Below are 25733 nucleotides of genomic sequence, written 5' to 3' on the forward strand. Positions count from 1 at the left end.
TGCACGCATGCTGGCCTTTTTAGGGTCTCTGACCAACAAAGTAAGGAGCCGTTATGTCACCACATCTCATGCGCGATTCCGCGTTTACAGCCTACGCCCCACAGTCGGCTCCAGGCATATCTCGTATCGCTATTCAGGCTAAGTAGCCATCGGTATCGCGATGCGTTTTCCATCGGTATTGACTTCGTCACTTCTGCTGTTTGGCACCCTTGTACCCACGGTGACGATGGCGCTCACTGTTAGCAGCACCTTTGACGTCGAAGCCACCATACAAAAGGGCTGTGTGTTTGGCACCAGTACAGCAAGCAGTCAACCCAATATGGGCACGCTTAGCTTCGGGATTCGCGGTGCCACAGCGACAAACGTTGATGTTGCCAGCACGAGCGGAAGCGGATCGATTATCGCCACCTGTACGCCGGGCATTAACGCCATCATTGAACTGGACTACGGCACCAACGGCGGCGGCAGCACGCAACGTTATCTGAAAAATGCGGCAGGAACGCGGCTACTGGCCTACCAGCTTTATCGCGATGCCGCCCGCACACTGGTATGGGGAACGGGGGGGCTGGCACTCAGTATCGTCTCTTTTCCAGCGACGCCCCAGACTTACACCGTCTATGCCCGCTATTTTGGCGGCACGCCTCTGCCTCCCGCGGGGATTTACACCGATAACGTGACCGTCAGCCTGACTTATTAAAAATAAAACAGGATAAATACAGGATGAAAAGGAAAATGACGTTTTTTATTCGGGCAATGGTCTTTTTGTTGAGCAGTATCAGCCTATCTTGCTTTGCCGCCAGTTCTATCCTCGTTTGGCCGATTTATCAGGTCATTGAGTCAGATGAAAATAGCTCGGCGCTGTGGCTGGAAAACAAAGGCGATGCCCCCGTCGGTCTACAAATCCGCATCATGTCCTGGAAGCAAATAGATTTTCAGGATCGTTATGCCGACCAAAGTAACGTGATTGCCACACCGCCGTTCATGACGCTGGAGCCGGGTAAGCGCAATATGATACGCCTGATTCGCGTCAACCCGCCTCCCGCCAATACTGAACAGGCTTACCGCATCATCATTGATGAGATTTCCGCGCCCTATCAACAAAATTCCCCGCAGATGGGGCTGCAATTTCAGATGCGCTATCTGTTGCCTTTGTTTCTCGATGGTCAAGGCATCTGGACACATGCTCGCCCAGATAAACGGCGTGCCGACACCCAACCTACGCTACCCGTGCTCAGCTGGCGAATCAGCGCAGTGGGTGGGAAAAACTACCTTTATGTCCGTAACCGAGGTGTGGTACATGCCCGCCTGAGCAACGTCTATTGGTCCGCCGACCAAAGCGGGAAAGGAAGCCGGACTACGTTAACCGACGGCTTTTTAGGCTATGTGCTACCGGGGCAAGAGATGCGCTGGCCGCTGCCCGCAGGCATATCGCCCCCGGGTGCAGCGATGCAACTCTTTACCCATCTGATCGATATCACCGACCCCATATTGATTAAACGCGAATGATAGAGCGATTAACGGCAGAGGCAGATTTATTGACCATGCGGCCATGGTGAGGTCAGGCATGATGATCAAAACAGGTGTCTTGCCCCTGCTCATGTATGCCTCGTTTGCGCTGTTGTATTCTGCGACGATTCTCGCGGAAGACTATACCGATCTTCCCGCCCCTCCCCGCGCCATGCCCTCAGTCAGTGAGTCCGTTTATTATTTAACGCTTTCTGTTAATGGACAGGGTGATGACGAGGTTGTCCCTGTCACCTATCGCGCAGGGAACTATTATGTGGATGCAGCAACGCTGCGTTCGAATTACGTCCGCCTACCCGATCAAAGCACGGGGCTCGTCAATGTCAGCACACTGCCAGAGGTCACTGCCGATTACGATCAGGCTATACAGCAGCTAAAGCTCACCGTGCCCACATATTGGCTACCAGAGCAATCCGTTGAAGGCGGAGGGCAAAACATGGAGCATTACCCAGCCCGCAGCAGCCCCGGTTTGTTATTCAACTATAACCTGTATTACACCGCCCCCAGCAGCAATTCCGATTCGCTCAGCAGTTGGATGGAGCAGCGCTTTTTCAGCCCCTACGGAACCTTATCCAATACGGGAATCTACTATTTCACATCAGGCAGCAGTAACACACAGCAAGATGGCTATCAGCGTTTCGATACCTATTGGCGCTACAACGATAACGAACGCATGATCACCTATCAGGTTGGCGACCTGATTAGCAACTCTCTAACGTGGAGCAACTCGGTGCGTATGGGCGGCCTGCGTATCGCTCGCAATTTTGGTCTTCGCCCGGATATCGTGACCTATCCCATGCTGCAATATACTGGTACGGCCGCCGTGCCCAGCACGCTGGACCTATTTATCAATGGCTATAAAGCGAATAGCACCAGCCTGAATGCCGGTCCTTTCACCCTAACGAATACGCCTTATCTGAACGGCGCAGGGGAAGCGACCGTCATTACTACAGACGCCCAAGGACGGCAGGTTTCCACCACGATCCCTTTTTACGTCTCCAACGCATTGCTGAGAGAGGGGTTAAGCGATTTCGATCTGTCCGTTGGCGTTTTACGTCAGGATTATGGCGTACAGAATAATTCCTATACTGACGATCCGACCGTCAGCGGCATCTATCGGTATGGCTTGACCAATAAACTCACGGTGTCGGCACATGGCGAAGCAGTGAAGGATCTATCTCTGCTTGGTGCAGGGGCGGATTTTACCCTCGGACGCTGGGGGACACTGAGTTCGTCCTACAGTCAGAGTGAACAGGAAGCCACCGGACACCAATACACAACGGGCTATTCCTACTACACCTCCTCATTTGGCCTGAACGTTCAGCATGCCACGCGCAGCGAAGAATACCGTGATTTAACGGCCATACTCACGGGAGGTCGTCTAAGCCGAGAAAGCAATCAGGCAACGATCAGCAGCCAAATATTCGGTGACGGCAATGGCTCGTTCGGCGTGGGTTATTTCGATATACGCGCCTACGATTCAACCCGGACTCGCCTGCTGAATTTCTCTTTCAGCCGACAGCTGTGGCAAGGCAGTTCCATCTATCTCGCCTTTAACAAAGCGCTGGGAGAAAACGGCTACAGCGCCCAACTCCAGTTCGTGATGCCTTTTGGCAACAATGGCAGCGTCAATGCTGGGGTTCAGCGCGACAACAATGGCGATTATTCCCCGCGAGTCGGGGTGAACCGTACCACGCCGACAGAAGGCGGGTTCGGCTGGAACGCCGCGTATGGTGCAGGAAGGACTCCCTATCATCAAGGTTCGCTGAACTGGCGCGGCCCTTATGCGATGGTAGCTGGCGGAACCTATGGCAATGCAGGAAATACCACTCAGTGGGGAGAGCTGAGCGGTTCGCTGATCTACATGAACGGGGGGCTTTTCCCTAGCAATCGTATTAACGACGCTTTTATTGTTGTCGATACCGAGGGATATCCTGACGTCCCGGTAAGGTACGAAAACCAACTGGTAGGGAAAACCAATAAACGCGGCCATTTACTCGTCCCCTGGGTCGCGTCCAATTACCCCGCGAAAGTGGAAATCGATACGTTACAACTGCCAGCCAACGTCACTACCCCACAGGTGGAATCCCGTGTGTCGGTAAAAGAAGGCAGCGGCACTGTCGTGACATTTCCCGTTCATGTCGTGCGCTCCGCCAACATTATGCTGCGCAATACGGACGGTAATCCTCTCACCATCGGCACCTGGATAACTGACGAAGCCAGCGGCAACACCACGATCAGCGGCTACGATGGCCTGGCCTACTTCACCAATCTGGGGACGTCTAACCGCTTACGCTTTAAACAAGAAGACGGACGGCTTTGCCGCGTGGCGTTCTCACTGCCGGAATCACAGGCCATGATGGCGACCATCGGCCCGCTTACCTGCCAGACTGACTCAAAAGGATAAAACGATGCTGACCCCGATACCGCAGATCCAGCACCTCTTCGCCACCGACCGGCGGTCCGCCCGTTGGTTACAGCTGGCTTTCCTGCTTATGGCACTGTATTACGCACCATTTAGCCACGCTGCCTGTACCACGCCGCCCAGCAACACCGTGCTGGGGCCTTATGGTTCTTCCGTTGTCGGCGTTAACGGTACGCCACAGGTCGTGGCATCGGGAAGTGGATTTCGCTGTACGGGGAGTGTGTTGAGTTTAGCAAGTACCAATACCATCACCGCTACGATACAGAGTGACAGCAACCCCAGCGGCACCACCATGCGGATGCGTAGAGGGACAACCACAGACTATGTTCCTTACAGCCTGTGTATGGATTCGGGCTGCGGTACGCTCTATAACATCAACTCGACCTACACCTGGAGTCGGACGACCTTTCTGGACATACTCGGTCTGTTCAACTCCACTGACGGCACGATGCCGATCTATATCCGCACCAGTATAGGCAGCAACGTTTCCGCCGGGACCTATACCGACACGGTGACGATCAAATGGGATTACCGACTTTGTGCACTGGGCATATTGGGCCTCTGCTCTTACGATGAGGGATCAACGACCTCAACGCTCAATATCACCATGAACATCACCAATGATTGCCAGATCACCAGCGCGCCAAATATCAGCTTTGGTACGGCAGCATTTCCCGCCAATTTCGCAGCGGTCAACAATAATCTCGGCGTTCGCTGTACGCTGCTGGGCGCGTATACCGTCAAGCTCGTCAGTACCCATCCCGACGATGCCAACTGGCGCAGAATGACGGCCACTGTCGGTAGTACGCCTTACTACTTGCAATATCAGCTCTATCGTACCGGGAACATCGCCTGGACCGAGACTAACGATTATAGCGGCGCGGGAACGGGGATTACGCAGAATATCCCGTACACCGCCCGCATTAACGCCAGTCAAGCCAGCAAGCCTGAAGGGACGTATAAAGACACCGTCACAATCAACGTCACGATCAACTAGTCCTACCGTCTTCACCGGCTGGCGGATAGAACGTCCGCTGGCCTTCCCGCATCGTGAGTAAACACTCGCAGGGTGCGAACCGATCGCCATACTGTTGTTGCAGTACCAATAGCGTTTTCACTACCGTTTCCATCCCCAGACGATCCATATAATGGAACGGACCGCCGAGGAAAGACGGGAAACCAATGCCAAATACTGCACCGATATCACCGTCACGAGCACATTGAATCACGCCTTCATCCAGACAACGCGCCGCCTCATTCAACATCATCATCACGGCACGCTGGCTGATTAATGCAGGATCGATATGCGCCTTCGGTGTCACATCCAACAACGGATAAACCGAGCTGTCGACTTCTTTCCCCGAGTGCCAGAAACGGCGCGTTTTATTGTACCGATAGAACCCTTTGCCATTCTTGCGCCCTTTGCGCCCATCTTTCAGGATCGCATCAAACGCTGGCGGGGAGGTAAAACGATCGCCGAGTTCTTCACTCAGTACCGGTACAATTTTGGTCGCGACATCAATACCGACTTCATCCAGCAGCGCTAGCGGGCCGACGGGGAAACCAAAACGCACCAGCGCATAGTCAATCGATTCAATCGGCTCCCCTTCCAACAGGCAGTAAGCCGCTTCGTTGATGTAAGGTGCCAATATGCGATTCACATAGAAACCAGCGCTGTCTCCCACGACGATCGCGGTTTTTCCCTGCTTTCTCGCCAGGGCAACCGTCGTCGCAACCGTCTCCGCGCTGGTGTGCGCGTGGGGAATGACTTCAACCAGCGGCATTTTATCTACCGGGCTAAAATAGTGCAGGCCAACAACCAGTTGTGGACGACGCGCGCCCTCCGCGATTTGATGGATCGGCAACGAGGAGGTATTGGATGCGAAAATGGTATGCGGCGCGGCATGATCTTCAATCTCCGTAATCATTTGCCGCTTCAGTGCCAGATCTTCGAAGACCGCTTCAATGACGATATCTGCATGTTCAAAACCACGATAGTCCGTACTGCCGGAAATCAACGTCATCAAACGCTGGCGCTCCGTCGGCTTCATCCGTTTACTCTGAACGCGCTTGGTCAATAATTGCCAGTTGTACTTCAACGCATGGTTAATACCCTGCTCATTGATATCTTTAATACGCACAGGCAACTGCCCGCGCGTTGCCGTCACGCTGGCGATCCCTCCGCCCATTAACCCGCCACCCAGAATGCCGACACGATGGATCGGCTTCGCCTCAGAGGCCGCACCGGAGGTTTTCTTTAATGCGTTAGTGGCAAAAAACAAGTGGCGTAGTGCGGCAGACTCCGGCGTCATCACCAGTTTTCCAAACGCTCGCGCCTCATGCCGATACCCTTCTTCCCGGCCTTTTTCTATTCCCCGGCGTACCACCTGAATGATCTTTTCAGTAGCGGGATAGTTGCCATGTGTTTTCGCGCGAGTCTTGCGTTTCACCATTTTGAAAAGCAAATGACGAATACCCGGACTGTTCAGCAGACGCGAACGCCAGCCCAGCGGCACCGCTTTGCGTTTTCCTTTTTTGAGAATCTCGACTGCCGTATCCAGCAGAATATCGTGCGGAACCGCCTCATCCACCAGCCCCTGCCGTAGCGCCTGACCCGCCCGGAGATGGCGACCCGTCAGAATAAGATCCAGTGCGCTATCCAGACCAATCAAACGTGGCAAACGCTGCGTTCCGCCCGATCCGGGAAGGAGGCCAAGCTGTACTTCCGGTAGCCCAAGCACCGTTTTTTCATCCAGCGAGCAAACGCGATAGTCGCAGGCTAATGCCAATTCCAGCCCACCACCTAAACAAGCACCATGAATCGCAGCCACCACGGGGAAAGGTAACGCTGCAATCTGCTCAAACGTTTCCTGCCCTTGCTTGGCTAGATTTTCGGCCTGCTCGGCGCTGCTGCACTTATTCAACATGGTGATATCCGCACCAGCAATAAACGAATCAGGCTTGGCGGAAATAAAAATCAGTCCCCTGAGCGTCGCATGCTGCCGCGCCAACTCAAAGACCGAGAGGATCTGTTCTGCAAATTCGCTCTTTAGCGTGTTCACCCTCTCGCCGGGGACATCAATGCTGATCACACCGATATTGTCCGGCCGAATGGTGAGGGAAAATGCAGATGTTTTTTCCGTTGTAGGCGATGCTGTAACGGAGAAAGGCTGTTGATCGTTCATGGCGTCACCTCCAGTACCATTGCAGCGCCCAGCCCGCCCGCCGCGCAGGCGGTGGTTAATCCCAGCCCGCCACCGCGACGACGCAGTTCATTCAGCGTTTGGGTAATCATCCTCGCGCCAGTGGCAGCAAAAGGATGCCCATAGGCAATAGAGCCACCCAGTACGTTGAACTTAGCGCGATCCACCTCACCCAGCGCGGCATTTCTGCCCAATTGATTCCGAGCAAATTCATCGCTGGCAAACAGCTTCAGATTTGCCAGCGTCTGGGCAGCAAAGGCTTCGTGCATATCAATGAGCGTTAGATCGGCCAACGCCACACCCGCTCTTGCCAGCGCAAGCGGGGAAGCATAGGCAGGCCCCAACAACATATCACGCTGCACGCCGATGGCGCTGAAGGCATAACTGCGCAGATAGCCTAGCGGCGTAAGCCCCAGACTTTTGGCCTTGGATTCACTCATCATCAAGACTGCCGCTGCGCCATCCGTTAGCGGCGTGCTGTTTGCCGCCGTCACCGTACCGTGTCGGCGATCGAACGCCGGACGTAAACGCGAATACTGCTCTATGGCGGAGTCATGCCGCACGTTGTTATCTTCACTCAACGCCTTCTCGTAAGGGGGGACGTAAGCCGTCATCACTTCATCCCGCAGCACGCCAGATTCCCAGGCCTGTGCTGCCAGCCTGTGTGAGCGATGTGCCAGTTCATCCTGTTCTTCACGCGTGATGCCGTAGGTTTTTGCCATCTGTTCCGCGGTATCGCCCATACGCAGCTCGGTGGAATACTCCGCCACGGCGGGCGCAACCGGGAGCAAATCTTTCGGACGCAGGCCGCTCAACAACGTCAACTTCTGGCCCAGCGTTCGGGCCTTGTTCATATCCACCAGCGTTCTGGCCAGCGCTTTACTGACGCCAATGGGCAGCACAGAAGAGGAATCCGCGCCCCCGGCAATACCGACTTCCACCGTACCCGCCATAATGCTTTCTGCCACATTAGCGACAGCCTGAAAGCTGGTGGCACAAGCGCGGGAAACACTATACGCATCGGTATGCACGCTCATGCCCGTACCAAGCACGATCTCTCTGGCGATATTCGGCGCTTCAGGCATTTGGACCACCTGCCCGAACACCAATAGCTCGATCAGCTCAGGATCGATACCGGTTCGAACCAGTAACTCACTGGTGACGAGCTTCCCTAACTCAATGGCAGGTACGCCATGATAGGCCGTTGCCTGCCGGGCAAATGGGGTGCGTAATCCGCTCACGAACACAATGCGATCGCCACGGCGGGTTATCAGAGGTAATACCTCACTCATAAACGCTCCTGTTAACCGAAAATAAAGTACGCGCACAACAGGTCAGACCTGATTTCATTGTTAACCAGATAGTTACATTACGCAAAGCCGCGCAACATAAAAGTGTGAAGAGCATGCAAGTAGCGACGAACAAAAAAGATGAAGAAACGGCAAGAAGAGAAGAAACAGAGGTCAGGCGATAAGTTAGGGAAAGGAAGCAATAACAGGAGCCGCGGAAGGGCTCCTGCCAACACAAAAGTTAACGCAGGCCGAGCTGGAAAATCATCGTTTCAACCTGACAGCTGAACGTAAAATCAATGTCCAGCTTAACGCCGCCGTCTACGTCTTCCAGCGTGCTAGCGATTTCGCAAGGTTCAGACTCTACCGCACGCGCTTTTTCCGTCAGGGCCGCTAATGTCGCTTCCGCGTCAGAACGATCGCCGAACACGTTGCTGTAAGATGCCGTGCAATCTGTGTTATCCATGATTGTGCCGACATCGACACAGCAGCAGGCTGCGGTTTCTTCAGCACTGCATTTGTTGATTACGTTCGTCATGATGCTTTCCTCTTAAGACTTAAGACGCAGGAGATTTGATCCAGTTCAAAAATTTTTATCTTCCTTATATTTTACTCCCTCATCCCAAATCAGTGCCAGCACTTCATGCTAGCCAGCAATTTTAGTGATATCAGTCACATTAATGTGTTATTGAGCAGTGAAGGCTGAGTAATATTTCCTCACACAAATTAACCAAACCGTTAAGCAGATCTAAATTTTGCATCATTTTAGAAATATTTCGGATACACAAGCGCAACATTATTGTATTCCCAACTTATACTTTGCCAACTGGTCTGATTTGTCAGGCTGAGTGCGCCCCCTACAATGCGCGTCCCTTGTTACTTTGTGTAACAACGTTAAATAACAAGCATATAAAGAGGTTTTGGTCATGAGCCAGAAAAACCTGTTCAAACAATCCACAATTGCTGTTGCGGTGGCCCTGTTTTCAGCAAATGTGTCCGCGGCTGGTTTCCAGCTTAATGAATACTCATCATCGGGTCTGGGACGCGCGTTTTCTGGTGAAGGTGCCGTAGCCGACAATGCGACCTCCGGTAGCCGTAACCCGGCGACCATGACCATGTTTGACCGCCCATCGTTCTCTGGTGGTGTCACCTATATCAACCCAGATATTGATATCAGTGGTTCAAGTTCATCTGGGCAAAATGCTGATGCGAAAAATATCGCACCACATGCCTGGGTGCCGAACCTGCATTTTATTATGCCGCTTAACGAACAGTGGGCGATTGGTGCTTCTGCGGTAACCAACTATGGTCTGGCGACTGAGTTTAATGACAACTATGTAGCTGGCTCTATCGGCGGTCAAACCGATCTGCTGACCTCGAACCTGAACCTGAGCGCCGCCTATCGCCTGAACCAGCATTTCAGCTTTGGTTTAGGTGTTAACGCCGTCTATGCCGATGCCAAGTTTGTGCGTCATGCAGGGGAGCTGTCCGCTGCATTTCCTCCTGCTCTAGGTGTGACTCCCCGTACAGAAATATCACGTATGGAAGGTAAAGAGTGGGGCTACGGCTGGAACGCCGGCATCCTGTACGAAGTAGATGAAAACAATCGCATCGGCCTAACCTACCGCTCTAAAGTCGATATCGACTTTAATGGTGACTACAGTAACCAACTGCCCGCAGGAGCAGGAGCGCTTAATGGCGCAACAGTGCCTGGTAAACTGACGCTAAATCTGCCGGAAATGTGGGAAGCATCGGCCTATCATCGCGTAGCGCCGAAATGGGCGGTACACTACAGCCTGACCTACACCAGTTGGAGCCAGTTCCAAGAATTGAAAGCAACGGGTAGCAATGGACAAACCTTGTTCCAGAAAGAAGAAAACTTCCGTGATGCTTATCGTATCGCACTCGGCACCACCTACTATCACGACGATAACTGGACGTTCCGTAGTGGTATTGCGTTTGATGACAGCCCGGTACCGGCCGACAGACGTTCTATCTCCATCCCCGATCAGGACCGTTTCTGGTTGAGCGCAGGTACTACCTATGCGTTTAACAAAGATGCCTCTGTTGATGTTGGCGTGTCCTACATGCATGGTAAAAAAGTTACCATCACCGAAAAAGGCCCAACTGCAACGTCTCCAACGTACAACTTCAGCTCTGAGGGTAAAGCCTGGCTGTACGGCGTGAACTTCAACTATGCGTTCTAAATAACCTACGAATTTCTAAATAAAAGCAGGTAAGGCAACTTACCTGCTTTTTTATTTGTCCGTATGTACCTAGGCGAAGACACAAAAAAGGCCGCTTTCGCGGCCTTAGATAGTGTGATCCGGTTAATACCGATTACTCAGGCTTAACCTCAATATAATCCAGACCCAGCGTACTGCTGGTGTAGCTGCGAATTTTATTGGTCATCTCAATATTACCGTCCAGCTTCTGACCATAAGACGGTACAATCTCTTTCAGCTTGCTCTGCCATTCCGGCGTCGCTACTTTATCTTTAAACACTTTTTCCAGCAGGCTCAGCATAATCGGCGCTGCGGTAGAAGCGCCCGGAGAGGCGCCCAGCAGAGCGGCAATCGAGCCATCCTGCGAACTGACAATCTCAGTACCCAGCTTCAGCACGCCGCCTTTATCATCATCTTTCTTGATAACCTGAACACGCTGACCTGCAACCGTCAGTCTCCAGTCTTCTTTCTTCGCGTTCGGGAAGTATTCCTGCAACGAAGCGAAACGATCGTCGTCATCCATCATGACCTGACTGACCAGATATTTCACCAGATCGAAGTTATCCAGACCGACGTGCGTCATTGGCATCACGTTGGAGAAGGTCACGGAACCGATCAGATCCCACAGTGAACCGTTTTTCAGGAACTTGCTGGAGAAAGTGGCAAACGGCCCGAACAGCAGGACTGGCTTGCCGTCAAAAATACGGGTGTCCAGATGCGGAACAGACATCGGTGGCGCACCTACAGAAGCTTTACCGTACACTTTTGCCATGTGGCGTTTCACGATTTCCGGATTTTCTGTCACCAGGAATTCGCCGCCAACCGGGAAGCCACCGTATAGATCGGCCTCAGGAATTCCGGATTTCTGCAACAGTTTCAGTGCCGCGCCACCCGCACCGATAAAGACGAATTTCGCCTTAATCACGCTCTCTTTTTCACCGTTCTTCAGATCGGCGTAAGTTACGCTCCAGGTGTTGTCCGCGTTACGTTTGATATCACGGACTTCTGAATTCAGGTGCAGCGCAAAGTTGGACTTGGTTTTCATCGCGCTAACCAGCTGACGCGTGATTTCACCGTAGTTCACATCGGTACCGATAGGCATACGGGTTGCAGCAATCTTCTGAGCCGGATCGCGACCTTCCATCACCAACGGAACCCACTCTTTGATCGTATTGGGATCGTCAGAGAACTCCATGCCACGATACAGCGTGCTGTGCTGCATCGCATCATAACGGTGTTTCAGGAAGGCCGTGTTCTCGTCACCCCAGACAAAGCTGATGTGCGGCACACTGTTGATGAAAGCATGCGGATTATTCAGCACGCCGTTTTTCACCTGATAGGACCAAAACTGGCGCGAAATCTCAAACGCTTCGGTAATTTCCAGCGCTTTGCTGATATTGATAGGGCCGTCGGGATTATCCGGCGTGTAGTTGAGTTCCATGAAGGCCGAGTGACCCGTACCGGCATTATTCCAGCCGTTAGAGCTCTCTTCCGCCACGTTATCCATACGCTCAACCATGTCGATAGACCAGTCTGGTTGCAGCTCCTGTAAATACACGCCTAGCGTAGAGCTCATAATGCCCCCGCCGATCAGTACCACGTCCGTTGTCTTCTCTGTCGTTTTAGCATCTTCAGCCATAGCCAGTGGGGCGCTGACCACCACGCTCAGGCAGAAGAACATAGCAAGTAGTTTTTTCATGCTTATATCTCTATTTTTATCAGTGCAGGTAAATAGAATTCCAGGCATTCATTAACACATGAGTGCACCACTATGAGTAAAAAGCATCGTTCTTATGACCTTTTTGTTAATCACCTTGCTAACAAAAAAATCAGCACGCTGACGCATTTCAGCCACGATGAGCATCCGTACTGGTTAATGACGTTACATTATTGTTATCTGACGGGAAGAAATAAATTTTAGTAAGTAAATAAATGAACAACAAAGTAATAACTTTTAAGAAACAAACCACAGAATCATCATGGTAAAAATAAGTTTAGCCGTATTTTATAAAAACAAAAGGCACCCGCAGGTGCCTTTGAGATGAGTGATAATGCGCAACGCTACTTCGCTGAATCGATCTCGTCGAGCGAGTCTTCAATCGCGGCGGCATTCGGGTTCTGCTGCGGGGCGATTTGCCCATCGCTGGCGAGGAAATCGTGCCGCTGGAAATAGGCTTCGCGTATCATCAGGTAAGGATCGGAAGAATTACGCAGTAAACCATCAGAATCCAACAGCTGTGCTCGCGTTTCCAGTCCCTCGATAGCCCACTTGCCAGCAGACATCCAGAACGTCAGATAACTCAGCATCGGATATAGTGTATCCGCTACGCCACCGCCGTCTTCACGTGGTGTTACGCTACCGTAGCCGGGCAACACCACATAAGGCCCGTATCCCACACCATAATTACCCAGCGTACTACCAAAGCGGCGAGACTCTTCTTTCGCCAGTTTAGGATTAGCCATCGATGCCACGTCAATCAGACCGCCCATCCCGAGCAAGGTATTCAGGAAAAAGCGGTTAAAGTGAATCATCGCTTTATACGGCTTGCCTTCAACGAAGTAGTTCACCATCGTTGCAGGCTCTTCCAGGTTGTTGAAGAAGTTCCCCAGTCCGTTGCGCGCAGGCGTCGGCACATAATCGCGCCAGGCAACAGCCGCTGGACGTACCACATACGGATCCAGCACGTCGTAGTTGAAGTTGAACATGGTACGGTTAAAGCCTTCAAGCGGATCAGAACGTCCTTCTTGAGCGCGATCCCCGGAACTGGCGCAGCCGATGAGTAACACGCTGGCAAACACCACCCCACTCAGGCGGTAATTCATATCTGTTCTCCCTGATTTATAGTGCGCTATACCCGTCATACTTCACATTGCGTGTGTGTTGGTTACGTTACTCGGCACACTTACGTGCACCTCGCCCCGTTGGGGCCGCTGCACGCAGCGTTCAAATCTACCTCTGGCAGATTTGTCACTCACCCGAATCACTTACTTGAGTAAGCTCATCGGGATTCCTTCACTTACCGCCGGCCCGCAACGCGAATTATTTAGGGTATATACCCGTGACCGAAAATGGGTATTCCCAGTATCAGCACTAGCCTATAAGGCTGAGTGACAAGGACGGGATATCGGCCAACAGTGTAACATTTTATTGATCTATCGCTACGTTGGCTTACGCATTACTACATTTCAGAGGCTTGCCATTTTTTCTTATGGGGACAACACGCGCTATCGTTACGACACGCGTTCCAGCGTGGACAACAGCACAGCATTTCATTATTCCTCTCACAGCATAGCACTGCCCACCTAAATCAGTGAATCACGCGCGGCGTCCCAAGTTGTAAAAACTGACTACGCTTATCATCGGGGTTGTCGGTGCTCACACCCGCAACTTCAGCGCCATTACCCAAGCACCAATCAGCACGATCGTCGAGAGGACCGCTATGAACCCGCCTTCAGAATCCAAGCAGACCCGGCAAGAGAAAGAAAACGACGTTGCGGTAGAGAGTGAGGAAAGCACGCAAGGAAAAGCGATCGATGTTGACGAAGAACATTTACCTTCCCCTGCTGCCGCGATCCATGAGGAGATTCGTCAGGAAGGACAAAAGGAGCTGGAACGCGATGCGATGGCGTTATTGTGGTCGGCGATTGCGGCGGGAATCTCCATGGGAACATCATTCATGGCCGTCGGCATGCTCCACAACCATCTGGTTGGCGTACCCGGCAGCTTTCTGCTGGAGTGTTTCGGTTATACCATCGGCTTTGTAATTGTCATTATGGCGCGCCAGCAGCTGTTTACCGAAAACACGGTTACGGCGGTGCTTCCCATCATGCATAAGCCAACACGCAGCAATTTCCACCTGCTTGGTCGGCTATGGTCCGTCGTGCTGACAGGTAACCTGATCGGGACAGCTTTGGCCGCCCTCGCCTTTACCTATATGCCCGTTTTTGATGGTGAAACGCGGGAGGCGTTAGTCGAGATCGCCATGAAGGTCATGAAAAACTCTCCAACGGAGATGTTCGCCAACGCCGTTGTCTCTGGCTGGATTATTGCCACTATGGTCTGGATGCTGCCTCACGCCTACTCCGCCAAACTGTGGATTATCATCATCATGACCTGGATGATTGCTTTCAGCGATCTCACACACATCGTGGCCGGTGCCTCAGAGATTTTTTATCTTGTGTTCATTGGCCACATCCCCTGGCAGGCGTTCATCTGGCCGTTTGCCTTGCCCACACTGGCGGGGAATATTATCGGCGGTACCTTTATTTTCGCACTCATCAGCCATGCGCAAATTCGTAATGACATGAACAGTTCATCCCACGCCAAACGGCAAAAGGCGCATGAGAATGATGGAAAAGAACACCGACAGAAACGCTGATTGCCGACACTTTGAGCAAACGCGCCGTTAAGTGCTTATTCTCAGAGCAAAAATGCGTATAATGGTCGCGCTTCACGTCTCCATAGTTAAACGGATATAACAAGCCCCTCCTAAGGGCTAGTTGCAGGTTCGATTCCTGCTGGGGACACCATTCACACGTCTAAAAGCCCTTAATAAACTCTATTTTTCCCTATAAAATCATAAAATTAAATCATATACGTTGTCGGCTAAAAACTACGATGTTGTACCAACATAGGTATAAGAATGCCGCTTATCGTCGGCTTGGACCGGGGAAATTATCGACGAGTCTAATTTTGAAGTCAGGGTGAGCGTCAACAATCTGAATTTTAAAATCAGGAAAGTTATCAACAATTTTCCATTGCCCTGCTCGGTTAGCAAACGCGGTAACTTCTTCTACTCTAAGGTGTTCGTGCGCGTTGACAATCTGCACCCTATAGTCTGGAAACGAATCAACAATTTGAATTCTTCCATACACTTTAGATACATCGACAGCAAGGGAGAATGGCGAGAAAAGAACAGCGCAACAGAGCAATGCTAAACCTAAAGGCCTCATATTTATTTCCTTGATTTATATATATTCCTGAAGATTATTTCATGGTAACTATCTGATTTTGTCAATATAGATAGATGCTTACACGACGTTAATCTAACAATACGGAGGTTATATGGAATGGCGCGATATCTCGCTTCGTCTGGCTACGCCGGAGGACGAGCGGTTCCTGTTTGAGCTTCGCCGTGCGGCGATGGATGAACATCTTCAAAGAGCTGGCGTTATTGCTGATGATTTGGCGCACTGGCAGCGAATAAAATATCATTATAATGACGCCTATATTGTGCTGATGGGGTCTCAACGCATTGGATTATTCAAACGACATAAAGGCGACAATGCGTGGATTATTATACAAATCCAGATTTTACCGGCCTACCAGGGACAGGGCATCGCGGCGTGGTTATTAAAAACATTTTTACAGCAAGCGGATGAAGCCAATGTCCCCGTTACGCTGAGTGTTTTGAAAGGCAACAGGGCAATAACGCTCTACCAACGTTTAGGTTTTAAGATCGTTGATAGCTCTGCTAGTGCATTAAAGATGAAGCGCAGCCAACGTTTACTATAATTTTAGAGTGTCATCCCCTTCGTAGGGTAAATATCTTTCCTGTCCGCTATTTCTCCGATGCTATTTCTCATGCATTACGTCCCCAATCAGTAATGAGAAGCCAACATTAAAAGGTTTCAATACATTGAGAAGCGCAAAACAGGAAAATACCCCACAATAGAAAGAGGTATGTTTGAGCATACCTCTCTTATCATGATTATTTCGATACTGTTATACTGGCATCTGTAAATTCTGGGTAACCGGCCGGGCGGCCATTATTCAGGTTAGTCAGGAAATTCCCGTCTTTAAGAGGAATCGAAGCTGAACCATAATCAAACGCATTTAATAGGTTACGCAACTCTTGATTATTAATACCATCGCCAAGCATTGAGTACCAGCTGATAAGATCTGGCGTGACAAATTTTCTATACGGATTTTCCGCTTGTTCATTCGTTTTAGAAAAGCGGAAAGCATGGGTTAATGGTCCATCTTTGTGATAAGAAAATTTCAGATGACCATCCTGCTTGTCGATACTCGACGCCTCTTTGGTCGTTAACTTACCATGTGCACTGTAGCTACCGTGCGTCACCACACCATTTTTAGTCCAAATAGCCACATGTTCCCAATCATGGCGGTGGCCTGAATTTACACCATTCAGTATCTGGTCTTTTAAAAAGTAGAGCGCATAGAAGCTACCGCAATAACGAGATCCAGCAGAATTAACACAGGCGTATCGATGCAATGTATTTGACGAGTCGAGAAAGTTACTCCATCGGCACCCACCCGTTATATTTCCTGATGGTTTCAACCCTCCATTCTGTACGCCGCTACGACTTACTCCAGCGCTAGGAAGGCAACCATCTGTATCAAAATCAAATACAGGCGCAATGGCTCGTGCATCAATTCCGGATGGCAACGCTTGGTTCAATTTAGGGAAATTATCTGCATGTGAAGAAAAAGTGGCGAACAACATTGAGAATACTAGAATCGTTTTCTTTCCTGAAAGCATATTAACTCCTTTGGCAACGGATAGTCCTTTTAAAATCAACACTATCAATAGTAAAAAATGTAACCATAATGAAAGTGTAGGAAGGAATACTTTTAACAAGAAAGAGGGGGAAGTAAAAATCATTTATTTACAACAATAAATCATTGTATATTTAGCCTGCAAAATAATGCATGTGATTTATATATAATAAATCAGTAAAGATCCTAACCCGTTAGGATCTTTACTCGCTAACCACGTCATAATGCTGGTTGCCTGCATCAAAACGGTATTCCAATAGAATATCGCCTCCACCATGGGAATAGCAGTTCAGCGTAATGCTATGGTTATCTACACCGTTCTCAATATTCATATAAATTGGTGTCATGAAAAAACCAAACTGGCATTGCTGAAAATCAGGTTTGAGAAGTTGATCGACATTGCCGCTCTTCTTATTGATCGCCTTGATTCCCTCAACAACCATCCCTGTATCGCTGTTTTGATACACCCCAACGAAGCTATGCGTCGCCGTTTGTCCCCAGAAAGGAATATCAACCTGCCCTTCTAGCTTTGCGGGTTGCTCGCTATCGTCAAAGGATGCCACACGCCGTAAACTAACATCATAACGTGCCTTTCCGTTTGACCACTCGCCACGGAGTTCTTCCCCTATTTCCGTCAATTTAAACGGGCAGTGGGTTGTATCGATACCGGACTTAACGCCCTCAATGATATATTTATCATAATCCTGCGGGGAGTGGATTTCGCAGATCTCAAGCGACGTTTCCGTGAGTCGTCCATACAGAGGAATCGGCGCTCGGTATTTATCGTAAAAATAGCTCCCGAGAAGATTTTTATCTTGGTCTGAGCTGTATTTCTGCAATGAAAAATGTACTGGATAAGGCCCAATGTGGCCTTCGTAATTGCTTACGACATACCAGCCAGCATGCGCTTCCCATGTTGCCGTCAACAGTCCACAGGCTATTAAGGTTGATACTGCTAATCTCATACATTCACCTTGTCTACCCGTCATACTTCAAGCCGCATGTGCGTTGGTTTTCTGCAACTCGCGTTGTTTAGTGTATCGATCATGAAAGTGAATCGCTCAAAAGCAGCGCACAACTTCAGCATATTAAACTAATCATGGTGACAGCAGGGGCAGATTTCCACCGTAGAAACCGTCATCACGGTTGTGCCCTGACAATCCCATTCAACACGGACAGGCCGATTTTCAGGCCCTGAGTAGTGCAAATACTTATCGACTGGGCTTTCCGTCATACCGGTAATCACCTCAGTAGCAATGAGATCATCACCCGCAAATACGCGGGCTGTCGCCTGTGACGCTTCTCGCGTTTCACCTGATTGCCGATACAAATAGTTAACCGTCAGTTTAATACTGGGCATAGCACTTCTTAACAGAGCAAAGATAAGGAAAACAGTGTATCGCGTTCCCCCGCACTTGTAGAGCACATACATGGCATGAGGCACTACCGATCCCTGCTAATACCATGATAGTTATCTATTTTTTAAAAACTGATATGTTTGGTCACAAAAAATCACACGGTTAGTAATCAAAAAGTTAAATCTTATGCCTTTTGGATATTAATGAAGCAAAAAAAATAGCCGATACCTTTTTTGATAGGGTGTTTTTAATGCAACTGCATTTTGCATAGATCGTGTTTGGCATAAATACTGTTTTACATTAACCGTGTTCTGACTGAACCATTTATTTAACGTCATGGTGTTGAATAATAGGAAATTATACTCAGCAGATTGATGCCTCTTCCAAGGAAGGTAATTAACCTGCTTGCGTCAGTGACCTACATTTCAGCAATTTTGGCATTAACGTATGTGGTTTTAACACACTGAAGTAACTCACTGGTAAAAACCATTACCAGCATTAAATAGATATAAGAAGGAGTTATACTGTGGTAATTCCAGATATTCAACTCGTGAGTGCGACGACCCCGGCTACCATGCCCCCTATTGGCGCGGCTGCAAATCCGACTGTCGTTGCAGCCATCAGCCCAAGTAATAAAACCGACACATCAGCAAACTCAGACTCTCAAAATATGCCGGACTCGAACGAGAGTACGAAGGTCACGCTGTCTTCTCAAAAGAAGCGCGCTACTGAAGAGAAAGATGCCCAGCCACCTGAACAGATCAAGGCGCAGCAAAAAGCCGCAGCCGAATATTCTCTGGCAACGACGGGTATTCCTTTGTACAACGGCAAGCTGGTTTCTGTGATTAAATACCCAGATGGTAATTCTGAAATGTTTGATGCCTATACAGGACAGCGCATCACACAGGAAGATTTGGCACTCATGAGCGCTCTTCATAGTTCTGGTGGTGAACAGGTATTACATTTTGAGAGTAAAACGTCATATAGCAATTTGTCTGCCGCCGAAGTTTATCAGCAGATTCAAGAAATGCTGCATGGTTCAGGCGATCAAGAAGAGCTGTCTTAATAATAAATAGATGCCAAGACAGATAATCGCATTGCCCTGGCATTAAATAAAAATATAACGTTATCTTAATAGTTTAAGATATCGACTTGATGGAAACCGGCCGATTAACGATTAGGAATGAGTATTTCCGAAAACTCAGCTAATCTTTTCAGGCCATATTCCCAGGGACCAAATCCCGCTTCTGCATTAATATGTCCAGCTTCCCCCACATCAACCAGTTCGCTATCCCACGCCTGCGCCCAGTATTGGGCGCGAGTAAAACTCATCAGCGGATCGTTATGGCTGGCAAATGTCAGTGTTGGAACCGACAGCGGTGAGGCCTGAATACGATCGTCAATCTCAAAGCGCATGGGCTCGGCTGGTGCCACCAGCATAACACCCGCGATCCCTTCCTGCCCTTGTTGCACAACATGGCAGGCGGCCAGCGCACCGAAACTGTGGCCGATTAGAATCACAGGCTGTGTACAGACACTGAGCTCACGGCGGATCGCCAACACCCAGCGATCCAGATCGGCCTGATACCATTCCCGCTGGCGTATACGCTGCCAGTGAGGAAAACGCCGTTCCCAATGGCTTTGCCAGTGCTCGTCATCGCTGTCCCGCAATCCCGGCACCAGCACCATCGTTAGCTGCTGGCTCACTTCCGTCAGCCGCAGATCGATTTCTGTTGTCTGCATCCGCCCTTAACACTCCTGTCTGTTACCCAGTGACTCTCATCCTACCCTGTCTGGTATATCAGCCACCGGTTACTTTAACAATCTGGCCTTACAGCTTTTTCCTTTGATTTTGCCTTTCTGGAGCTGTTGCAGCGCACGTTTAGCACTGTCTTTACGGATTGCGACATAAGCATGTAGAGGGAACATATCAATTTTCCCGACTTCCGCTGCCGTTAATCCTACATCGCCAGTTAACGCGCCAAGAATATCGCCGGGACGGATTTTGGCCTTTCTGCCACCATCAATGCACAGCGTCATCATCTCAGGTTCGAGCGCAACATCACCACTGCGGCTAATCTCATCCGCCGATGTCCATTTAATTCGCATACCGATATAGTCTTCAATCAGGTTAGCGCGGTTCATTTCCTGTGGCGTACACAGGCTCACAGCCAGACCCTGCGTCCCCGCGCGGCCTGTTCTGCCAATGCGATGAACGTGAACTTCAGGATCGAAAGCCAGCTCAAAATTCACCACCAGCGCCAACTCTTTGATATCAAGACCGCGAGCCGCAACATCCGTTGCTACCAACACGCGACAGCTACGGTTAGAGAAACGCACCAGAACCTGATCGCGGTCGCGCTGTTCCAAATCGCCATGCAATGCCGATACGCTAATCCCGCGCATCTCCAGTGCCTCAAATACGCTCTGGCAATCACGTTTCGTGTTGCAAAACACCACGCAGGATGCTGGCTGATAATGGCTCAGAATGGCAATCAACAGCGGCAGGCGCTGATCTTTCGTTGTCTCATAGAAACGTTGTTCAATGGCCGACTCTTCCACGTCATCTGCTATTTCGAAACGTTGCGGCTGACGCTGAACCCGTGCGCTGATCTGTTCGATCTCTTGCGGGTACGTAGCGGAAAACAGCAGTGTTTGACGATCGGACGGCGTATAGGAAATCACATCATCAATGGCGTCAGTAAAGCCCATGTCCAGCATGCGATCCGCTTCATCCAGCACCAACACTTTCAGGCTATCTAAAGCCAGAGACTGCTTGCGTAAATGATCCTGAATACGCCCCGGCGTACCGACAACAATGTGCGGTGCGTGGACCAGTGAATCGAGCTGCTGCCCCATCGGCTGACCGCCGCACAGTGTCAAAATCTTAATGTTTTGCGCAAAACGCGCCAGACGGCGCAGTTCTTTGCTGACCTGATCGGCCAGTTCACGCGTCGGACATAGCACCAGCGCCTGCGTGGTAAAATCGCTGACGACAATACGATCTAGCAACCCAATCCCAAATGCCGCCGTTTTGCCACTACCGGTTTTCGCCTTGGCCCGCACGTCTGCGCCGCTCAGAACGGCTGGCAGCGTCGCCGCCTGGACTGGCGTCATTTCGGTATAGCCCAGTTCATTAAGATTGGATAACTGCTCTGCCGGCAGCGCGAGGGAAGAAAAAGAGGTTGTACTCACAGTGATTACTCTACCAAGGACGAAATAACGAAAGGTGACGCCGAGCCAAAGAACGGCGCAGATATGTCGCAATCATAGCAGAGTTCGCCATCGTTGACCGATTTACCTCCCGCAGCCCCACTAAAACAGCGAGACGAATCCTTTACTCACCAAAAAACCTTGTCCTTCAGGGGATAAAAGATAGTTCGCCAGCAGTCGGGCTTCACGCCGGGCTGGCTTCATGATGGCCAACATGTACTCGGCATCAATGCGATAAGGATCGGGTAAGTGAACCACATGCAAATCTGGCTGATTGAGCAGCAATGGCAGATAGCTGGCATAGCCAATGTGCATATCGCTCTGCCCGGTCCGAATCAGGCAACTCCCTGCCGTCATACCCGCCGGAATCGCATGGTCTAGTCCCCCACCCACCAGCGGTTTCGCCTTGTTGCGCAGCTGATTTCCCCATCCGCGATGCAGGCGTTCAATGCGATCAAAGAGCTGAAAAGCATAATCCCCACCGGGGTCACTGCCCGGCGTTGAGGTTGACAGCACAAAGCGAGGGTCAAGCAGCGCCATCAACCAAGACTGCGAGGTCAGTTCCGGTACATTGCGCATGACGATGCAAAGATGGTTGCGCGTAAACACGGCGGTTTCCTCCGCCAGTCCCCGCGTTTTCAAGCGCAAAGGGTGCGCGCAATTTGCCGATGCGAAAATATCCACCGCGTCACCGCGCATCATTTTTTCACTCAGCAGCCCCGCGGGGCCGAAAGTCGGTATCACTTCCACCGCATAACGTTCACTGAATGTCGCCAGCAAAGGAGCAAATGCGAGGCGTAGGCTGCCAGCAGCATACAGGCGAAGGGGATCGGTCATTGTGGCTCCGTCATGGTTAATATCGGTATCAGCGCACGATACGGCTGCGGCGCCATTTCCACGTAAACCTGACGCACCGGAATGCCGTACAGACGAGATAGGTTATCTTCCGTCAACACGTCATCACAGCGGCCATAAAGATAGCGCTGATTATCCATAAGAAGCAGCGCCTGCTCTGCAATGATCACGGCGTGAGCTGGGTCGTGTGTGGTCAACAGGATACTCAGACGTTGCGTTTTAGCCAGATGCTGTAATAACCGCAGCACCTGCGCCTGATTTTGCACATCAAGCGCCGCCATCGGCTCATCCAGAATCAGCGTCTGACACTCCGATGCCAATGCCCGCGCGATTAATACGAGCTGCCGTTGCCCGCCGGACAACGCGCTAAATTCACACTCGGCAAGCGAGGCGATTCCCAGCAGAGTCAGCGCATTCTGAGCCACGCGGATATCATGGGCAGAGGGCATAGCAAACAGCCGAACACGCGCCGCCCGCCCCATCAGCACCATATCCAAGACGCTATAGGAAAACGGTGGGGTAAATATTTGTGGCACAAAACCGATGTGCCCATCGCGCTGAATCGTCCCGGAAAGCGGCGATAAGTTTCCCAATAACGTATTCAGCAGTGTGGTTTTCCCTCTGCCGTTCGCACCCAGAATCGCCGTAATTTCGCCTTCCCGACAGCACAGATTTAACGGTGAAAAAAAGCCCTGCCCCTGCGGGTAGCCATACACCAGTGCTTCTGTCGATAGCCTGATTCTCGGCATGCTAGTGTCCTCTACCCTGTCGCTGTGTTTTATACAACAGCACGGCAAAAAGTGGTGCGCCGAGCAGCGCCGTCAGAATGCCCAACGGGATCTCGGCTTCACTGAGGTTACGTGCCAGATCGTCTACCAACACCATAAAGCCGCCACCCAGCCACAGCGACACCGGCAGCAATCGGCGGTGATCGGCCCCCACCAGCCTACGTGCAACGTGGGGAATAACCAGCCCAATCCAGCCAATACTGCCGCTAACCGCTACCTGAGCAGCCACTATCGCGGCACATAAACTTAATATGAGCCAGCGCAACGGCTGCACGGCCACACCCAGCGCGCGAGCGTCTTGCTCGCCCATCGACAACACGTTCACATGCCAACGCAATCGCAGCAGCAATCCCCCCGCAAGCGCTAACGGCACCGCCATCGTAATCAGCGAATTCCAGTGCGCGGTCGCAAAGCTACCCAGCAGCCAGAACACGATGCTCGGCAGCTTTTCTTCGGTATCCGCCAGATATTGCATCAGGCTAACCAGCGCACCGAAGAAGCCGCTGAGGATGACGCCAGCAAGAATCAGGATCAGTACGTTCTGCTTACCGAAGGCGGCAGCCATCATGAAAATCAACAAGAGCGCCAACATGCCGAACGTAAACGCCGACAGCAGCAAAAGCAGCGGCGTCCAGCTTAATAGAATCGCCAGCGTACCGCCGAAGGCCGCACCGGCAGACACGCCAATAATATGCGGATCGACTAGCGGATTACGGAAAACACCCTGCAGCGTGGCTCCGCTCAGTGCCAGCGCCGCACCTGCACACCAGGCTAATAACACGCGCGGTAAACGTACATTCCATACCACTTGCCGCTCGATATCCCCAAGTAAAGGGTTATCGCCAGATAGCGGCTCGACAAGGATCTGGACGATGCGCCACGGGGATAAGCTAAAACGACCTATCCCCAGTGAGCACACGGCAATCAACAGCGTCAACATCACCACCGTGAGCAGTGTGATCCGGTAGGTGCGATAACTCATTGTGCCGCGGAAGCTTCCGCACGGTAGTCCATACGGTAGAAGCGCTGGTAATACTCATTAGCGGCTTTTTGCATATCGATATCGGCAAAGCGCTCTGGATACAGCTTTTTCGCCATCCACAATTCACCAATCGCTAACGCTTCCGGCATCGGATAACCCCAAGCTTTAGCATATTCCGGCATCAGATAGACTCGATGCTGTTTCACCGCATCAATCGCCTGCCAGGCCGGATCGTTGACAATCTGCTTCACGACATCCGGGTAGCGATCCTGCACAAAAATTACCTGTGGGTTCCAAACCAATACATTTTCAATCGATACTTGCTTGAAGCCTTTTATCGATGCTGCCGCCACATTCAACGCTCCTGCATGCGACATCATCAGGCCGGTATATTTTCCTGAACCGTAGGTTGTCAGGTCTGGGTTAGCCATGTACACGCGGATTCGCTTTTCTTCTGGAATGGAATCCAGACGCGCGCTAACGTTTTGCCGTTGCGTAAAGGTATAGTCAATCAGCGCTTCGGCCTGTTTCTGGCGCTCAACCACCTCACCAATCAGCCGAATTCCAGCTTTGAGCCCCTCGTTATACGCGGTGTTTTCATCACTCATCGTAGGATTGATTTTGTCGGCCTCGCCCGGCTGATCCTGACGCAGCGAGATCGCCACAACCGGAATTCCCGTCCGTTCAATCTGTGCAATCATTTCCGGCGGCGCATAATTAGCGACAAAGACCACCTGCGGCGATAGCTTCAGCAGGCTTTCAATATTGACCTGCGTGAGATCGCCCGGCATCGTTAAATCCGCCAGATGTGGTGCCAATCGTAAATAATGCTCTCCCAGCTGTTTCTTCCAACTGGACAACACACCAACGACGCTGTCCTGTGCATCCAATTGCACCAACAGGTTTAAGGTTTGATGCTGCAACACCACTACGCGATTAACGTGGTCAGGAATAGTCACATCGCGCCCCAGTTGGTCGGTCACCTGACGCGCTGCCCAGGCGTTAGAAAACACCAAAAATAGCCCGGTAAACCACAGCGTGTAGCCAAATTTCTTTATCATGTTGGTATCCTAATTTTCGTTATATATAAAATAATACAGCGATAAAGAAAAAGAAAATACTGATCTCGCTCATAATAATATTCAGATACCAATTTTGGAGTAGATAAACCGAGGAGCGTTTTCCCTAAATAACCAGGTCGCTATTGACACGAACAACGTCAGAAATTATCTGCCAAAAAGATTGTTTATCCTGCTAACGCTTGGTCAGATAAACTGAATTATTACGTTAAAAAAATGATATTTATTCTCACTATTAATCGCGTAGAGTGTTCCCATTACTGAATTTGTAG

General features: G+C 50.8%; 23 protein-coding genes and 1 tRNA gene. 9 read left to right on the forward strand and 15 right to left on the reverse strand.

Translation table 11 applies throughout. The features are described 5' to 3' along the window. The first annotated feature begins 160 nt into the window (after positions 1-160). Genes GZ59_RS14845 through GZ59_RS14860 form a run of 4 tightly spaced genes read left to right on the forward strand, consistent with a single transcriptional unit; the run spans position 161 to position 4946 of the window. Positions 161-697, forward strand: coding sequence for a Csu type fimbrial protein (locus GZ59_RS14845; RefSeq protein ID WP_039292848.1), 537 nt, complete (start codon positions 161-163; stop codon positions 695-697). Positions 698-732: 35 nt separating this feature from the next. Continuing rightward, entirely contained in the window at positions 733-1506 is a 774-nt protein-coding gene (locus GZ59_RS14850; RefSeq protein WP_039292849.1) for a fimbrial biogenesis chaperone, read from the forward strand. A gap of 58 nt (positions 1507-1564) precedes the next feature. Further along, on the forward strand, positions 1565-3931 hold the full coding sequence (locus GZ59_RS14855) for a fimbria/pilus outer membrane usher protein (RefSeq protein ID WP_039292852.1): 2367 nt from the start codon (positions 1565-1567) through the stop codon (positions 3929-3931). Positions 3932-3935: 4 nt separating this feature from the next. Continuing rightward, positions 3936-4946 (forward strand): Csu type fimbrial protein, encoded by a 1011-nt coding sequence (locus GZ59_RS14860; protein ID WP_039292855.1) that lies wholly within the window; start codon positions 3936-3938, stop codon positions 4944-4946. Here the strand turns inward: GZ59_RS14860 and fadJ are convergent. The 3 genes from fadJ to GZ59_RS14875 all read right to left on the reverse strand — a co-directional run bounded on the left by fadJ (position 4939) and on the right by GZ59_RS14875 (position 8979). Next, the gene (fadJ, locus tag GZ59_RS14865; protein ID WP_039292859.1) at positions 4939-7134 is read right to left on the reverse strand and encodes a fatty acid oxidation complex subunit alpha FadJ; all 2196 of its coding nucleotides are present in this window, start codon (positions 7132-7134) and stop codon (positions 4939-4941) included. The two genes, GZ59_RS14860 and fadJ, sit on opposite strands and share 8 nt — an antisense overlap. After that, on the reverse strand, positions 7131-8444 hold the full coding sequence (gene fadI, locus GZ59_RS14870; RefSeq protein WP_039292862.1) for an acetyl-CoA C-acyltransferase FadI: 1314 nt from the start codon (positions 8442-8444) through the stop codon (positions 7131-7133). The genes fadJ and fadI overlap by 4 nt, the downstream gene beginning before the upstream one ends. A gap of 238 nt (positions 8445-8682) precedes the next feature. Then, entirely contained in the window at positions 8683-8979 is a 297-nt protein-coding gene (locus GZ59_RS14875) for a YfcZ/YiiS family protein (RefSeq protein ID WP_011094604.1), read from the reverse strand. A 388-nt stretch (positions 8980-9367) separates the two neighbouring features. Here GZ59_RS14875 and fadL point away from each other — a divergent pair, with 388 nt between their 5' ends. After that, complete coding sequence (fadL, locus tag GZ59_RS14880) at positions 9368-10648, forward strand: long-chain fatty acid transporter FadL (RefSeq protein WP_039292865.1); 1281 nt, start codon at positions 9368-9370, stop codon at positions 10646-10648. Positions 10649-10781: 133 nt separating this feature from the next. Here the strand turns inward: fadL and mqo are convergent, their stop codons facing one another. Next, entirely contained in the window at positions 10782-12365 is a 1584-nt protein-coding gene (mqo, locus tag GZ59_RS14885; RefSeq protein ID WP_011094606.1) for a malate dehydrogenase (quinone), read from the reverse strand. A 362-nt stretch (positions 12366-12727) separates the two neighbouring features. Next, positions 12728-13489 carry a phospholipid-binding lipoprotein MlaA gene (gene mlaA, locus GZ59_RS14890; RefSeq protein WP_011094607.1) on the reverse strand — a complete coding sequence of 254 codons (762 nt, stop codon included), beginning with the start codon at positions 13487-13489 and terminating at the stop codon, positions 12728-12730. Between the two features lie 617 nt (positions 13490-14106). Here mlaA and GZ59_RS14895 point away from each other — a divergent pair. Beyond that, positions 14107-15045, forward strand: coding sequence for a formate/nitrite transporter family protein (locus tag GZ59_RS14895; protein ID WP_011094608.1), 939 nt, complete (start codon positions 14107-14109; stop codon positions 15043-15045). Positions 15046-15121: 76 nt separating this feature from the next. Beyond that, positions 15122-15196 (forward strand) — tRNA-Arg (locus GZ59_RS14900). A gap of 120 nt (positions 15197-15316) precedes the next feature. On the opposite strand, the gene GZ59_RS14905 is transcribed toward GZ59_RS14900, so the two are convergent. Further along, entirely contained in the window at positions 15317-15619 is a 303-nt protein-coding gene (locus tag GZ59_RS14905; RefSeq protein ID WP_011094609.1) for a 7(1) septoil knot domain-containing protein, read from the reverse strand. Between the two features lie 112 nt (positions 15620-15731). Between GZ59_RS14905 and GZ59_RS14910 the strand changes: the two genes are divergently transcribed. Then, the gene (locus GZ59_RS14910; RefSeq protein ID WP_039292868.1) at positions 15732-16181 is read left to right on the forward strand and encodes a GNAT family N-acetyltransferase; all 450 of its coding nucleotides are present in this window, start codon (positions 15732-15734) and stop codon (positions 16179-16181) included. Between the two features lie 196 nt (positions 16182-16377). Here the strand turns inward: GZ59_RS14910 and GZ59_RS14915 are convergent, their stop codons facing one another. From GZ59_RS14915 to GZ59_RS14925, 3 genes are all read right to left on the reverse strand, one after another. Then, positions 16378-17169, reverse strand: a complete 792-nt coding sequence (locus GZ59_RS14915; RefSeq protein WP_039292871.1) for an NPP1 family protein — start codon at positions 17167-17169, stop codon at positions 16378-16380. A gap of 220 nt (positions 17170-17389) precedes the next feature. Further along, complete coding sequence (locus GZ59_RS14920; RefSeq protein WP_039292874.1) at positions 17390-18151, reverse strand: hypothetical protein; 762 nt, start codon at positions 18149-18151, stop codon at positions 17390-17392. Positions 18152-18279: 128 nt separating this feature from the next. Further along, positions 18280-18546: a hypothetical protein gene (locus GZ59_RS14925; protein WP_039292877.1), complete on the reverse strand. Its 267-nt coding sequence runs from the start codon at positions 18544-18546 to the stop codon at positions 18280-18282. 524 nt (positions 18547-19070) lie between these two features. Between GZ59_RS14925 and GZ59_RS14930 the strand changes: the two genes are divergently transcribed. After that, the gene (locus GZ59_RS14930; protein WP_011094614.1) at positions 19071-19610 is read left to right on the forward strand and encodes a hypothetical protein; all 540 of its coding nucleotides are present in this window, start codon (positions 19071-19073) and stop codon (positions 19608-19610) included. Between the two features lie 104 nt (positions 19611-19714). On the opposite strand, the gene GZ59_RS14935 is transcribed toward GZ59_RS14930, so the two are convergent. The 6 genes from GZ59_RS14935 to GZ59_RS14960 all read right to left on the reverse strand — a co-directional run bounded on the left by GZ59_RS14935 (position 19715) and on the right by GZ59_RS14960 (position 25443). After that, positions 19715-20287: an alpha/beta hydrolase gene (locus tag GZ59_RS14935; RefSeq protein ID WP_011094615.1), complete on the reverse strand. Its 573-nt coding sequence runs from the start codon at positions 20285-20287 to the stop codon at positions 19715-19717. A 69-nt stretch (positions 20288-20356) separates the two neighbouring features. Next, complete coding sequence (gene dbpA, locus GZ59_RS14940; protein WP_011094616.1) at positions 20357-21739, reverse strand: ATP-dependent RNA helicase DbpA; 1383 nt, start codon at positions 21737-21739, stop codon at positions 20357-20359. Positions 21740-21859: 120 nt separating this feature from the next. Then, positions 21860-22594: a molybdate ABC transporter substrate-binding protein gene (locus tag GZ59_RS14945; protein ID WP_011094617.1), complete on the reverse strand. Its 735-nt coding sequence runs from the start codon at positions 22592-22594 to the stop codon at positions 21860-21862. Then, complete coding sequence (locus tag GZ59_RS14950; RefSeq protein ID WP_011094618.1) at positions 22591-23361, reverse strand: ABC transporter ATP-binding protein; 771 nt, start codon at positions 23359-23361, stop codon at positions 22591-22593. The genes GZ59_RS14945 and GZ59_RS14950 overlap by 4 nt, the downstream gene beginning before the upstream one ends. 1 nt (position 23362) lies before the next feature. Continuing rightward, positions 23363-24382, reverse strand: a complete 1020-nt coding sequence (locus GZ59_RS14955; protein ID WP_011094619.1) for a FecCD family ABC transporter permease — start codon at positions 24380-24382, stop codon at positions 23363-23365. Next, entirely contained in the window at positions 24379-25443 is a 1065-nt protein-coding gene (locus GZ59_RS14960; protein WP_039292885.1) for an ABC transporter substrate-binding protein, read from the reverse strand. The genes GZ59_RS14955 and GZ59_RS14960 overlap by 4 nt, the downstream gene beginning before the upstream one ends. Between the last annotated feature and the right edge of the window lie 290 nt (positions 25444-25733).

The sequence above is a fragment of the Pectobacterium atrosepticum genome, from assembly GCF_000740965.1.
In the GTDB taxonomy this organism is placed as follows: domain Bacteria; phylum Pseudomonadota; class Gammaproteobacteria; order Enterobacterales; family Enterobacteriaceae; genus Pectobacterium; species Pectobacterium atrosepticum.